The organism is Chitinophaga solisilvae (genome assembly GCF_009928525.1).
GTDB lineage: Bacteria > Bacteroidota > Bacteroidia > Chitinophagales > Chitinophagaceae > Chitinophaga > Chitinophaga solisilvae.
Window position 1 is genome coordinate 316130 of record NZ_JAABOK010000006.1, and the last position, 13852, is coordinate 329981.

Annotated in this window: 13 protein-coding genes and 1 riboswitch; of the genes, 10 read left to right on the top strand and 3 right to left on the bottom strand. The window is 49.7% G+C overall.

What is annotated here, in order from left to right; genetic code table 11:
- Window positions 1–22 precede the first annotated feature (22 nt).
- The 7 genes from GWG06_RS14640 to GWG06_RS14670 all read left to right on the top strand — a co-directional run bounded on the left by GWG06_RS14640 (window position 23) and on the right by GWG06_RS14670 (window position 7616).
- Window positions 23–805: a sulfite exporter TauE/SafE family protein gene (locus GWG06_RS14640; protein WP_160714041.1), complete on the top strand. Its 783-nt coding sequence runs from the start codon at window positions 23–25 to the stop codon at window positions 803–805.
- The gene (locus GWG06_RS14645) at window positions 796–2208 is read left to right on the top strand and encodes an MBL fold metallo-hydrolase (protein WP_160714043.1); all 1413 of its coding nucleotides are present in this window, start codon (window positions 796–798) and stop codon (window positions 2206–2208) included. The genes GWG06_RS14640 and GWG06_RS14645 overlap by 10 nt, the downstream gene beginning before the upstream one ends.
- A 3-nt stretch (window positions 2209–2211) precedes the next feature.
- Window positions 2212–2784, top strand: coding sequence for a YeeE/YedE family protein (locus GWG06_RS14650; protein ID WP_127040022.1), 573 nt, complete (start codon window positions 2212–2214; stop codon window positions 2782–2784).
- A gap of 10 nt (window positions 2785–2794) precedes the next feature.
- Window positions 2795–3199, top strand: coding sequence for a DUF6691 family protein (locus GWG06_RS14655; RefSeq protein ID WP_160714045.1), 405 nt, complete (start codon window positions 2795–2797; stop codon window positions 3197–3199).
- A 76-nt stretch (window positions 3200–3275) separates the two neighbouring features.
- A complete protein-coding gene (locus tag GWG06_RS14660) occupies window positions 3276–4238 on the top strand; it encodes a FecR family protein (RefSeq protein WP_160714047.1) in 963 nt (320 codons plus the stop codon).
- Between the two features lie 170 nt (window positions 4239–4408).
- Complete coding sequence (locus GWG06_RS14665) at window positions 4409–7063, top strand: GH116 family glycosyl-hydrolase (protein WP_160714049.1); 2655 nt, start codon at window positions 4409–4411, stop codon at window positions 7061–7063.
- A gap of 1 nt (window position 7064) precedes the next feature.
- Window positions 7065–7616, top strand: a complete 552-nt coding sequence (locus GWG06_RS14670) for a hypothetical protein (RefSeq protein ID WP_160714051.1) — start codon at window positions 7065–7067, stop codon at window positions 7614–7616.
- A gap of 136 nt (window positions 7617–7752) precedes the next feature.
- Here GWG06_RS14670 and GWG06_RS14675 read toward each other — a convergent pair whose 3' ends face one another.
- A complete protein-coding gene (locus GWG06_RS14675; RefSeq protein WP_160714053.1) occupies window positions 7753–8706 on the bottom strand; it encodes an NADP-dependent oxidoreductase in 954 nt (317 codons plus the stop codon).
- 93 nt (window positions 8707–8799) lie between these two features.
- Here GWG06_RS14675 and GWG06_RS14680 point away from each other — a divergent pair, with 93 nt between their 5' ends.
- Together GWG06_RS14680 and GWG06_RS14685 are read left to right on the top strand one after the other, a co-directional pair.
- Window positions 8800–9666, top strand: coding sequence for an AraC family transcriptional regulator (locus tag GWG06_RS14680; protein WP_160714055.1), 867 nt, complete (start codon window positions 8800–8802; stop codon window positions 9664–9666).
- 26 nt (window positions 9667–9692) lie between these two features.
- Entirely contained in the window at window positions 9693–10253 is a 561-nt protein-coding gene (locus tag GWG06_RS14685) for a DUF1543 domain-containing protein (protein WP_160714057.1), read from the top strand.
- A gap of 152 nt (window positions 10254–10405) precedes the next feature.
- On the opposite strand, the gene GWG06_RS14690 is transcribed toward GWG06_RS14685, so the two are convergent.
- Window positions 10406–10585: a hypothetical protein gene (locus tag GWG06_RS14690; RefSeq protein WP_160714059.1), complete on the bottom strand. Its 180-nt coding sequence runs from the start codon at window positions 10583–10585 to the stop codon at window positions 10406–10408.
- A 253-nt stretch (window positions 10586–10838) separates the two neighbouring features.
- Here GWG06_RS14690 and GWG06_RS14695 point away from each other — a divergent pair, with 253 nt between their 5' ends.
- The gene (locus tag GWG06_RS14695) at window positions 10839–11981 is read left to right on the top strand and encodes a TlpA disulfide reductase family protein (RefSeq protein WP_160714061.1); all 1143 of its coding nucleotides are present in this window, start codon (window positions 10839–10841) and stop codon (window positions 11979–11981) included.
- Between the two features lie 167 nt (window positions 11982–12148).
- Here the strand turns inward: GWG06_RS14695 and GWG06_RS14700 are convergent, their stop codons facing one another.
- Entirely contained in the window at window positions 12149–13411 is a 1263-nt protein-coding gene (locus tag GWG06_RS14700) for an acetyl-CoA C-acetyltransferase (RefSeq protein WP_160714063.1), read from the bottom strand.
- A gap of 79 nt (window positions 13412–13490) precedes the next feature.
- Window positions 13491–13679: riboswitch (cobalamin riboswitch) on the top strand.
- Window positions 13680–13852: the final 173 nt, after the last annotated feature.

Genomic DNA, 13852 nt, shown 5'->3' on the forward strand with positions numbered 1-13852 from the left:
GGATAAAACAGACCTTTGTCGTATGGTAACTGTTTTATTATTGTTGGGTATACTGATCGGGCTATTGCTCGGTTTAACCGGCGCAGGAGGGAGTATTCTTACTGTTCCTGTGCTGGTATATATTGCAGGGCTGGAAACTTCTGTTGCCACGGCCTATTCTCTTTTTATAGTAGGCGTGACTGCCCTGTACGGCGCTGCCGGTCCTGTGATGCAGGGCAAAGTTGATTTCCGGACAGCCCTGTTGCTGGCCATACCTTCCTTTATCGCTGTTTTTTTTACCCGTCATTTACTGCTGCCGGTTATCCCGGAACATTGGGTACATACCGGACGTTTAACAATAGATAAGTCCGGTGGCCTGATGCTGCTGTTCGCGCTGGTGATGTTGTGGGCCGGCAGGGCCATGGTGACGCAGCCAGTGCGTGTAACCGGTACCGTTAGTTATCCGGCCGTGTTGATTGCCGGTGTGCTTACCGGTGTGGTAGCGGGGCTGGTAGGGGCCGGCGGTGGTTTCCTGATTATTCCGGCGCTGATATTGTTTGCCGGCATGGATATGAAAACAGCTGTCAGCACTTCGCTGGCCATCATAGCGGTGAACTCACTGCTGGGCTTTTCGGGAGATCTGTTGAACGGATTGCATCCGGACTGGCGTTTTCTGGGTTGGTTTAGTCTGCTGACTGTAGCGGGAATGATGGGTGGCAGGCTGCTGGAAAGAAAAGTCCGCAGTCATCAGCTGAAAACACTTTTCGGATGGCTGGTGATGGTGCTCGGCGTTATTATCATTATAAAAGAATTGTTATGCACATAGAACAGATTTATACCGGCTGCCTGGCGCAGGGAGCCTATTATATCACTTCAGGCGGCGAGGCTGCTATTATTGATCCGTTGCGGGAAACGAAGCCCTATCTGCAGCGTGCGGAAAAAGACGGTGTGACGGTTAAGTACATTTTTGAAACACATTTTCATGCAGATTTTGTTTCCGGTCATCTCGATCTGCACGAACAGACGGGCGCACCTATTGTGTACGGACCCGGCGCTAATCCTGCTTTTGCTGCTGTCATTGCGGAAGACGGGCAGGAGTTCCGCATAGGAGATGTTACCATTAAGGTATTGCATACGCCGGGGCATACACTGGAAAGTGTTACCTATCTGCTGAAAGATGAAACGGGAAAGGACAGGGCTATTTTCACCGGGGATACGCTGTTCCTGGGAGATGTAGGCCGGCCGGACCTGGCGCAGAAAGGGGCAGACCTTACGCAGGAAGATCTGGCAGGTATGCTGTATGATAGCCTGACACAAAAGATACTACCGCTGGCAGATGATATCGTCGTATATCCGGCACATGGCGCAGGGTCTGCCTGCGGCAAGAATATGATGAAAGAAACCTCCGATACGCTGGGACATCAGAAGGCTATGAACTACGCCCTCAATCAGCCGGACAAAGCGGCTTTCATCGCTGCCGTTACGGAAGGACTGACGCCGCCTCCGGCTTATTTCCCCATGAATGTGCTGATGAATAAAAAGGGATATAAGCATCTGGAAGATGTGATGAAGCAGGGGCTTATCGCTTTTCCGCCGGAGGAATTTGAAACGGCCGCCAACAGTACACGTGCGCTGATCCTGGATACACGGAACAGCGATGATTTTGCCAAAGGCTTTGTGCCGCAGTCCGTCAATATAGGGCTGAATGGCGATTTCGCACCCTGGGTAGGCGCGCTGGTAGCCGATGTAACGCAACCTTTGCTGCTGGTGGCCGCACCGGGTACAGAAGAGGAAGTAATTACACGCCTGAGCCGGGTAGGCTTTGATAATATCCTGGGATACCTGAAAGGCGGCATAGAAGCCTGGATCGCAGCCGGGAAACAGGCAGATACCGTTAACCGTATTCCGGCTTCAGCATTGGCGGATGCATTTACCCGGGATGTAACGGTGATAGATGTACGAAAAGAAACAGAATATCTCAGCGCTCACGTGGAGGGTGCATTTAATAAGCCGCTGAACTATATCAGCAGCTGGGTCCGGGATCTGGACGATAGTCAGCATGTTTACCTGCACTGTGCCGGCGGCTATCGCAGTATGATGGCGGCCAGTATATTACAACTGCATGGCTTCCGTAATTTCAGCGAGATAGCCGGCGGCTTCAAAGCTGTCAGTAACAGCGGTGTACCTGTTACCACCGCTCCTGATGAGGATAAAATATTTAAACCGTAAGTAATGGAACAATGGATCGAAACGTTGCAGCAGCCCTGGCCCTGGTATGTGGCAGGGCCGCTGATAGGGCTGACTGTGCCCTTGTTATTGTGGCTGGGCAATAAATCATTTGGCATCTCTTCTTCACTGCGGCATATCTGTGCCGCCTGTGTACCTGCAGGTATTTCTTTCTTTCAGTACAACTGGCGCAAAGAAAAGTGGAACCTGTTTTTTATCGCCGGTATTCTGGCCGGTGGTTTCATAGCGGCGCAGCTGCTGGACAACGGCGCGGCTGTCAGCGTACATCCTGCGCTTGCCGGAGAACTGGCGGGGTATGGTATTACCCGTTACGATTCCCTGATACCTGCAGAGCTGTTCAGCTGGCAGCAGCTGTTTACCTGGCGGGGCATACTGCTGATGGCGGGAGGCGGGCTGCTGGTAGGCTTCGGCAGCCGCTATGCCGGCGGATGTACCAGCGGCCATGCCATCATGGGCCTGGCTACCTTACAGTGGCCGTCACTGGTAGCTACCTGCTGCTTTATGGCCGGCGGATTTATCATGGCTAATTTTATATTGCCGTTTATTCTTTCTCTCTGAATCTGAAAAAATGTTGAAATATTTACTGGCAGGAACTGCCTTCGGAATTATATTGTATAAAGCGGAGCTGATAAGCTGGTTCCGTATTCAGGAGATGTTCAGGCTCCAATCCTTTCATCTGTACGGTATCATTGGCAGTGCGGTGCTGGTAGCTATGGCGGGCGTATGGCTCATGAAAAAATTCCGCATGAAAAGTATAGACGGTACCGTTATCAGTACTGCTCCGAAGCAATTCAGCCGCGGACAAATATACGGAGGCCTGCTGTTCGGATTTGGCTGGGCTGCCACAGGCGCCTGTCCGGGCCCGCTGTTCGCTCAGGTGGGCGCCGGCGCCGGTGTAGTGCTGGTGACTATCGCCTTCGCTGTTGCGGGTACGTGGTTATACGGAAAATGGAAACACCGGTTGCCACATTGACGCAACGTATCCGATCTTTTTTTATTTTGGTCTCCGAAAAAATCAGATGAAGTAACTTCACCGTTTTATATCTGTAATGACCACCACAAACCATCCGGATAAACCAGACAGTTTCCGCTCCCGGCTGCAATGGTATAAATGGGGCCTCGCAGCTGCCCTGGTTATCATCGCGGCTACCGCCCTGTACCTGCTGCTGCCGGACCTTACCGTGCCCTCCGCACGGGAACTGGTGAGAACACGTATGTATGTGCCGCTGCAACGTCCGGTACAGCTGATGATGGCCGGAAACGTTACCTGCAGCCTCACCGGGGACAGCGCCATTCATACTAAACAAATAGGAGATATTACCCTGTATAACACTACTAACGGTATTGCCTATACGGGAACATCCCGAAGCAGCTATATGAATACCCTGCTGGTACCCGCGGCACAAAGCTATCGCATCACTTTGCCAGATAGCAGCGTAATATGGCTGAATGCCGCTTCCAGAATACGTTTCCCGTTTACCTTCTCCGGAAACAAACGGGAAGTGTATATGGAAGGAGAAGCTTATTACCGCATCATGCGGAATGACAGGCAACCTTTCATTATTCACACGCCTAATACTACCGTGGAGGTAACAGGCGCTTCTTTTAATATTAATGCCTACGATGCAGAATGGGTACGGGTGTCCGACATTGAAGGCGCTGTGCGCGTAACCGGCACTACTGATACTGCCGTGACGCTGAAGCCCGGTATGGAAGCCATCTATGGCGATTATTCCGGTATCCGTACCGACTCCTTCAAGGCGGAAGGTACCGCCAGCTGGCTTAAAAGTAAAACTACTTTCAGCCAGCGCAGGCTGCGTGACGTAAAACCTATCCTGCAAAGATGGTTCGGGGTGCAGGTGATACTGGATGAACCGGAGCTGGGCAATTACCAGGTCAGCGGCCCGCTGGAAAAAGGCGGCCTGATGGCTTTCCTCAGCCACCTGGAAGCAACTACGCCCCTGCGTTATTATTTTGTCGACAACGAGCTGCACCTTCACATGAAGCAATAATACTTTCTTCACATTTTCCGGATATGGTTTCTCCTCCGGATACAACAACATAGGAATTTTTTTATCTTGAATGCAGTGGACAATCGCAGCAGCATGCACGTACACCTGCGCCTGACCCTGTCAACCACAGGCGTATCATCTGCCTATCCATATACAAAAGCACCATCGTTATGACAATGCAACGCAGAAAATTTATCAGGAATGCGGGTCTTTCCATGGCCGGTATCATCAGTCTGCGGCTGCCTGCCGCCGGCATAAGCCGCTGGGTCAGCAGTCTGCAGCCCGACGCCGCCTGGATAAATTCCCTATATGAAAGAGGAAAAGTCACTACCTATCTGAAAAGCAGGAATGAATTACAATATATCGGTATGCCGGTTGGCGGCATCGGTTGCGGTACCGTATACCTCGGTGGCGATGGCCGCCTGTGGCTGTGGGATATCTTCAATAAAAACCAGGAAGGTATAGAGCCGAAGGTTGTAAGCTGGAATGCTGAGGTGCTGGACGGCGGCAAAAAGGTGAGGTCCCGCGACGGCGCCTGTTATATTGCGCCATCCAAAGACATACGTCCGCTGGACCAGGGCTTTGCTCTGCAGCTGACCTATGGCAATACCACCATCATCCGCCCGTTTGATGAAGCCAGCTGGCCGGAGATCAGCTTCGAAGCTACCTATCCGATGGCTACCATCCGCTACTCAGATCCTTCGTTGCCGGTGGCTGTTACGCTGGAAGCCTTTTCCCCGTTCATCCCGCTGAATGAAGATGACAGCGGGCTGCCGGTCACGCTGCTGTCCTGGCAGATAAAAAATACCGGCAAAGTGCCTGTCACCGCGGCTGTTATAGGCTGGCTGGAAAATAAAACGGCGCTCTATAATGCCGTTGCTGCCAGACATGAAAGAGTGAATACCGTTACCGCCGGTAAGGGATGGAAAGGCGTTCAGCTGTCCGCACGCACCATCGGTGGCGATAACAGCCACTTTGCGCAGCAGCATGATTTCGGGAATATGTGCCTGGCCGCACTGGATAATACCGCTGTTACCGTTACAGACATGCCACCGGGCCCGCTGACAGCCGCCACTTTCAGGTCGGCCGTAACGAAGCAGGCCGTTAAAGGTATTACGGATAAACTACAGGCAGCAGTTACAACAGTACATAGGATACTACCGGGAAAGGATATACGAACAACATTTGCTGTCAGCTGGTATTTTCCCAATTTGCGTTTTAAAGATATTCAGGGAGAAGGCAGATATTATACCAATAAGTTCAGCGATGCCGCTGCTGTTATGGGTTACGTACAGCAGCACTATGCAAGGCTCAGCGCCGAAAGCCGCCTGTGGAAAGATACGTGGTATGACAGCGTATTGCCCTGGTGGTTTATGGAACGTACCTTCCTTAATATATCTACGCTGGCTACCACTACCGCACACCGCTTTACGTCCGGCCGCTTTTATGCATGGGAAGGCGTAGGCGCCTGCGAAGGTACCTGTACCCATGTGTGGCAGTATGCGCAGGCCGTTGGCCGCATCTTCCCGGCGCTGGAACGGGATACCCGGCAACGGGTAGACCTGGGCATCGCCCAGCAACCCGATGGCGGCATCCTATTCCGGGGAGAAGCCGAAAAGCGCCCGGCTATTGACGGGCAGGCAGGCACCGTACTGCGCATCTACCGCGAACATCAGATGAGTACAGACAGCTCCTTTCTGCAGCATAACTGGCCGCAGATCAAAAAAGCCACGCAGTTCATCATCAACCAGGACCGCAACGGCGACGGCATGGAAGATACGCCCATGGAAAATACCCTCGACGCCATATGGGACGGAGAAATAGCCTGGATAGTAGGCTTATGCATCGCCGCCGTCAAAGCAGGAGAACTAATGGCCATTGAAATGAAGGATGACGACTTCGCCGCCGCCTGCAAGTTGTACGCAGACAAAGGCCGGCGTAATATGGAAACGCAGCTCTATAACGGAGAATACTTCATTCACCAGCCGGATAAAATAAAAGGACGGTCTGTAATCGGCAGCTATAATACCTGTCATATAGACCAGGTATATGGCCAGAGCTGGGCCTTCCAGGTAGGCATGGATCGCGTGCTGGATAAAGAAAAAACATTGTCTGCCCTCCACGCCCTCTGGAAATATAATTACATGGCCGACGTAGGCCCGTATATAGCTAAGCATCCCGGTGGCCGCCCCTATGCATTGCCGGGAGAAGGCGGCATGATCCTCAACACCAATCCCCGCAGGGAAGAATTTCCTTTCGGTGTAAAAAACGCCTGGCAGCTGGGATATTTCAATGAATGCATGAGCGGATTTGAACATCAGGTGGCATCGCATATGATGGCCGAAGGTATGGTAACAGAAGCGCTTACGCTGACCCGCGCTGTTCATGACAGATACCATGCTTTCAAGCGTAACCCCTTCAATGAAATAGAATGCAGCGATCACTACGCCCGCGCCATGGCCAGTTATGGTACCTTTGTTACCGCCTGCGGTTTTGAATACCATGGTCCTAAAGGTCATATCGGCTTCGCACCTGCTATGCGTGCCGATCAGTTCAGGGCGCCATTCGTTACTGCCGCCGGATGGGGCGTATATTCACAGCACCTGACAGGCAGCCGCCAGCAACATGTGCTTACGCTTAAATATGGTAACTTAACAGTGCAGACATTAAAGTTCCGTAAAGCACAGCCTGCCACCATCACCGTAACAGCAGACGGCCGGCAGCTGCCAGCCACTTTTTCGGCTACGGATGGATGCGTACATATTCAGCTCGCAGCCCCGGTTAAGATACAGGCAGGTCAATCGCTTAACATTTCAATTGCATAGCATGAAAGTATTTATTCATATAGCCGTTACCGTTATATTGCTATCATCCTGCCTGCAGGAAGCCAAAGTATCAGATATAGTACCCGGTTCCCGCAACAGCTGGCACGTACAGCTGGACAGCCTCCTGCCATTGCTGGGCCACCGTAACTGGATACTGGTAGTGGATAAAGCGTTTCCCCTGCAATCGGCCCCGGGTATCGTATATATCAATACCACCCTGCCACTGCCGGAAGTAGCGGCCTATACCATCAAAAAAATCAATGCTTCTTCACATGTAAAGCCCATCGTTTATACAGACAAAGAGCTGGCCTATGTGCCGGGAGCCGCTGCCTACCGCGATTCCCTGCAAGCGATACTGCAGGGATTCACCCCGCAACAGCTGCTGCACGATTCCGTATTCACCAAACTGGATAAGGCTTCCTCCCTGTTTAAGGTAGTCGTACTGAAAACCACTACCACCGTGCCTTATTCTTCCGTATTCATCAACCTGGATTGCAAATACTGGAATGCGCAATCGGAGAAGAAGATGAGGGAGGTGATGAAGAGCGAATAGAATAATCAATTACGAATTACGAATTGCGAATTACGAATGAAGAAGCGAAGAGCTAAACGTAGATTTAAGCGGATATTTTAAATTATCACCTTTCATCTACGTTTAGCTCTTCGCTTCTTCATTCGTAATTCACAATTTATAGTTCAATCGCCAGTTTACCTCTGGTTTTACCGGTAGCAATCTGCTGATGGGCTTTTGCCATCTCTTCAAACGGATATACTGCGGATACATGGGTGCGTAAGGCGCCGGAGGCCAGCAGGTCCGCCAGCTGCTTCATGTCTTCTCCATTGGAAACAACGAGTATACGGTTGGCGCTTACATTTTTCTGTTTTGCTTTTTCTGCTACCTCGCCTTCAATAAAGGTAAGCAGGCTGATAAGACGGCCCCCGTTTTTCACGGCATCCAGGGAGCGGAGAATCTGATCGCCGGCAATAGCCTCAAATACTATATCTGCATCTTTTACGCGGTCTTCAAATTTTTCCCTGGTATAATCAATGAACTCATCTGCTCCCAGGCTCTTAACAAAGTCTTCGTTGGCTCCCGAACCGGTGGCAATTACATAAGCGCCCAGGTGGTGCGCAATCTGCACCGCATAGTGCCCAACGCCGCCGTTAGCGGCATGAATCAGCACCTTTTCCCCTTTCTTTAACCCGGCAATAGTTACCAGCCCCTGCCAGGCAGTAAGCGCTGCCAGCGTGGCGCCAGCGGCCTCTGTATGAGGGGTGCCGGCGGGTTTCAAAGCCAGGTGGGAAGCGGGCGCTGCTACATATTCCGCATAGGCGCGGCCCTGACCAGGGAAATTAACCATGCCAAATACTTCGTCACCGGCTTTGAAGTCCTTTACTGTGCTTCCGACAGCTTCTACCACCCCGGAAATATCCCATCCCAGGATGAAGGAATCCTGGTCGGGCAATGGTTTGAAATAGGCATTTAAACCGGTTCTGTCCTGTCTTAAATAATTGTCCACCGGATTGATGCTGATCGCTTTATTCCTGATCAGTACTTCATCTGCCCTGATTTCAGGCTTAGCCACATGGGCAATAGTCAGTTTTTCCGTTCCGCCGTTTTCTGTAATTATAATCGCTTTCATCGTATGTGTTTTAAAATTTGATAACACAAAACTCGGTCAGGACGGAGGTTAAATTCTTGTATAATTTTGGGTTAATTAAGTAGTTTTACAGGTATGCAGACAGAAAATTTGTTTCAACCCTTTGCAATTGAGTTTAAGACAACGGATGATTGTCCGGTGAAGCCGCATAAGCATACTTTCTTTGAGCTGGTCTATATTCTGGACGGGAAGGGGATACATCACATCAATCAGAATAAATTCCCCTATGAACCGGGGAACCTGTTCCTGCTGATGCCGATGGATATGCATCATTTTAATGTGACTACCACTACTTCTTTCCTGTTTATCCGTTTTAACAATGTGTACCTGAATTCCCAGAAAAGCAGTGATAAAGGTCAGCTGGGAGAATGGATACAGAAGCTGGAATATATCTTTCAGAACAGCAGTCACCCGGAGGGTTGTATTCTGCGTAATCCCCTGGACCGGCCGCTGACGAAAGCCGTACTGGATGCTATTATGCTGGAGCTGAAGAATGAGCAGACGCTTCACCAGGAATTGCTGCAGCAGCTGGTAAATACGCTTATCACGATAGTGGCGCGCAATATATCCCTGATAGTCAGAGATACGATGCCTGCAGCTACACAGCAGCATATGTCTATGGAAATGCTGCATTATATTCACCGCTATATATATGAGCCGGAAAAACTGAAAGCAGAAGCGATGGCTGCTCATTTCAATATATCGCTGAATTATATCAGCGAATATTTTAAGAAGCATACCAACGAAACCCTGCAGCAGTATATCATCAATTATAAGTTGTCGCTGGTAACGGTGCGGCTTGCTCACAGCGATATGCGGCTTAATGAAATTGCCTGGGAACTTGGCTTTACCGATGAAAGCCACCTTACCAAAACATTCAAGAAATACAAGGGAATGAGTCCGGCTGCCTATCGTAAGAATCTGCCGGCAATAGCCTCCTGACCTTATTACTAAAATATCATTGTTAAATGGAACCGTTAAAATTGTATATGCTATTGCTGGGAGCCGATCTTCCCGGCCGCCATATTGAGCAGCATGATATTTTCTTTGGCATTGCGCCCTCCCTGAAAGAGCTGGTCCCTGACATTAAAGCGCACTGGCCGGAAGCCGGTGAAAAACTCCATATCGATGGCTGGAGAGAAGTGAACTTTGTAGAAGGATACCAGGTAGAAGTAGTAGCCAAAGGCGCCGCCGGAAACAATCCGCTGGGATTATTCTTCCTGAACCTGGGTGGCTACAAACCCAACGAGATGGAAGAATATCACTACAAAATGATCAGCGTGAGCAAAGACATGGGGGAAGCCATCCGCGCCGCCAAAGAAACCACCTTTTATAAACATACTGGATTCGGCAATCTCGCCGCCTCTCATGTGGATAATAAATACGGCGTAGATGTAGACAACATCTATGAAGTGAAAGAAATATTACCTGCCCACATGCGTGAAAAATATCAGCTGAAAATTACGCCTGTCACAGAACCCAAAGACGACGAAATACACCTGGGGTATTTCCAGCTGCACAAAATCTAGGTATTTTATTATTTGGTTATGTGAGATTTGGTTATTGGATTTACGGATTTTGGAATTTTCTGATTTTGAGATTTTAAAATGCAGCGGAGATATACGCGAATATATCTGCTGCATTTTAAATCTCAAAATTCCAAAATCCGTAAATCATTAAATCATTCTCCACCGGGCTTTCCGGGCTTCTTCTCCTGCTGCTTCTTCGGTTCGGGTGTTGCGGGTTCTTCTTTGCTGATATCGAAGTTATTGGTGTTTTCTGTTTGCTGGAACTGGCCTGTCCGTTCCCGGAGGGGAGCGTTTGTGTTGTCGGTGTCGGGTGCTTTTTTTTGCTTTGCCATATACCGTTTTTAATAAATGCGGCACAAAGACTACGCCATGACGTGATGCATTCATTGTCAATTAATAAAGGGGAGGAGGTGGGCAGATATTCTACATTTTTGCGTGTTGGCTGAAGAGAAATGGAGACAGGAAAGGAGGGGAGATGAAAGGAAAACCAGCAGGGAAAAGCATTTGAGCCCTGATTTAAATGACAGCCGGATTGGAGGACTGATAAAAAAATAATATTTTGCCGGCAAAACCAACCAACCAACGATGAAAAAAACGGTATTTGTATGTCTGGCGCTTTCTGCGACCAGTCAGCTGTTTGCCCAGAAGACAGGCATAACCATTACAGGTAAGGCGCCTGCAGTCCTCAATGGCCAGCTTATTTACCTGCTGCCTGCAAAAGGTGGTCATGCCAGCGATTCAGCCCGCATTGAGAAAGGATCATTTAAAATGAATGCGGCGTGGACGGATACAGCAGCAGCTGTATTGACAGTACATTTTAAGAATGGGAATGAATTTGTTTCCGGTAGAAGGGAACTGGTGCTGGCTCCCGGAGATAAAGTGAAATTTACAGCAAAAGAGACGGCTTCCGCCAATTTACTGGATGACAGTAAAGTGTCAGGCTCCGTGTTTACCCGCCAGCAGGACGAATTTAAAGCAATCACCCGTCAGGTGGATAAAAGTATTGATTCTATGCGTAATATTTTTATGCAGAAGATGAGAGAGGGGGGTAATGATACTACGGGCTTGTATGCACGCAGTATGGTGATGAATGAATGGTTCAAACAGCGCGATGGGATGCAGTATGATTTTATTGCAGCACATCCTGATTATTACTATAGCCTGATGCTGCTGAGAGATAAAATAGGCAAGCGCGTGGTGGATGTGGCAGCTATGCAGGCGCGCTTTGACAAGCTGACGCCTGGTCTGAGATCCTCTAATCTGGGTCTGGCGGCAACAGCCATACTGAAGGCTTCTGCAACAGTAGCTGTAGGACAGATGTCCATGGATTTTGCAGCCCCTGCGCCGGATGGCAAGATCGTTAAGTTATCAGACCTGCGTGGTAAATATGTATTGCTTGATTTCTGGGCCAGCTGGTGTGGTCCCTGCCGTGCAGAAAATCCGCATGTAGTAAAAGCCTATAACCGTTTTAAAGATAAGAACTTTGATATTCTGGGTGTTTCCCTGGACCGCGAAGGCGACCATGACAAGTGGACTGCGGCTATTGAAAAAGACGGACTTACCTGGCATCACGTAAGTGAGCTGAAATGGTGGAAGGGTGAGATATCAAAGAAGTACCTGATTACCGCTATTCCCCAGAACTTCCTGTTGGATCCTTCCGGCCGCATTATCGCGGTGAATCTGCGTGGAGAGGCGTTGGAAAAGGAACTCGAAAAAGTATTACAGTAGCAGTTTAATATTCCGGAATCATGGACATATGTGCATGATTCCGGAATAAAATATCTTCAGAAATGATCCGGAAAACCGGTGACGATTGAATTCCTGTCTGCCATTGATGTTGTTAATTACTATCTCCCACAGAAAAAGAACTATCTGCCGCTTTGCTGTTTTGCCTGTTAATGTTCCAGTATTGCGGTAACACCCATTCCGCCGGCAGTACAGATAGATACCAGCGCTCTGCCTCCGCCGCGTTCCTGTAGTGTTTTAGCTGTTTGCGCCAGTATTCTGGCTCCGGTAGCGGCAAACGGGTGTCCTATGGCTACGCTGCCTCCTTTGATATTCAGTTTGCTGCGGTCAATACTGCCCAGTGGCGTGTCATATCCCAGTTTTTTGCAGTAGTCTGCATCTTCCCAGGCTTTGAGGGTACACAGTACCTGGCCGCAGAAGGCTTCATGAATTTCATAGATATCGAAATCCTGCAGGGTAAGGTGCCGACGTTTCAGCATACGTGCCACGGCATAGGTGGGGGCCATGAGCAGGCCTTCGCCGTGAACATAGTCCACTGCGGCAGATTCGGCATCGATGAGGTATGCCAGTACCGGCCAGTTTTGCCGTTGTGCATATTCTTCAGAGGCCATCAGGATGGCGGCAGCGCCGTCTGTATAGATGGTGCTGTTGCCCGCTGTGAGCGTGCCTTTACCGCTATGGTCGAAGGCGGGTTTCAGTGCGGCCAGTTTAGCCGGCGTGGTGTCCGGACGCACGATGGTGTCTTTTTCCACACCTTTAAAGGCAAAGACAAGATCGCGGAAGAAGCCTGCCTCATATGCCTTTGCGGCATGTATATGGCTGTCGTATGCCAGTGCATCCTGCTGTTCGCGGGTGATGCCCCATTCCTTCACCATGAGTTCCGTATGTTGTCCCATTGACAAGCCTGTTCTGGGTTCCACGATGGAAGGGTACAGGGGAGAGAGGTCTTTAGGTCTGAAGGAGGCCAGTATTTTCAGGCGTTCTCCGAATGATTTCGCTGCTCTCAGTGCTACTATTTTCCAGGCGAACTGCTGACTGAACATAATGGGGAGGTCGCTGTTGGTATCGCTGCCTCCGGCGATGCCGGTGTCTATCTGCCCGGCGGCGATACGCAGCCCTATCTGTATGGCCGCATCAAGGCTGGTGCCGCATGCGCGTAATACGTTGTAGGCAGGCGTATGAGGGTCGAGCGTAGTGCCGAGTACGCACTCGCGTGCAAAATTCCATTCTGTGGAGCGGTTCAGCAGGGTGCCCAGTGCTACGTCTCCGATGCGCCGGCCTTCCAGTCCGAACTGCCGGACCAGGGAAGACAGACAGGCGGTCAGCATTTCCTGATTGGATATCCTGTTATACTCGCGGAACGACTTTACAAAAGGTATCCGTTGTCCCCCTATGATGGCCACTTTACGCATAGTATTGTATTTAATTAAAGTTAATGATTAAAATAACACACGTATAGTTTTAAACTATATCTTTGCGATCCAGTTCTTTACAGATCTATCGCATTATGGTGGGCGTGTATAACGCTCTTAATAAGGAACCGTGTGTAAATCACGGGCTGTCGCGCAACTGTAAGTAACGTTTCAGGTTGTTGCCGCTGATATCCATTTTTCCGCCAGGAAAGAGAAGGATGGCAATAATGTTACAAGCCAGGATACTTGCCATATTGTTACAGACAAATGCTTTCGCGGTTTTGAAGCAGTAGTCGGAATTGCCCTGCAGGCAGCTCTGATTACTAATTACGAATTACGAATTGCGAATTACGAATGTAGAAGCGAAGATTAAAACAAAGATTAAAGAGGATGCCTAGTAGTTATCTCCTTAAATCTTCGTTTTAATCTTCGCTTCTACAT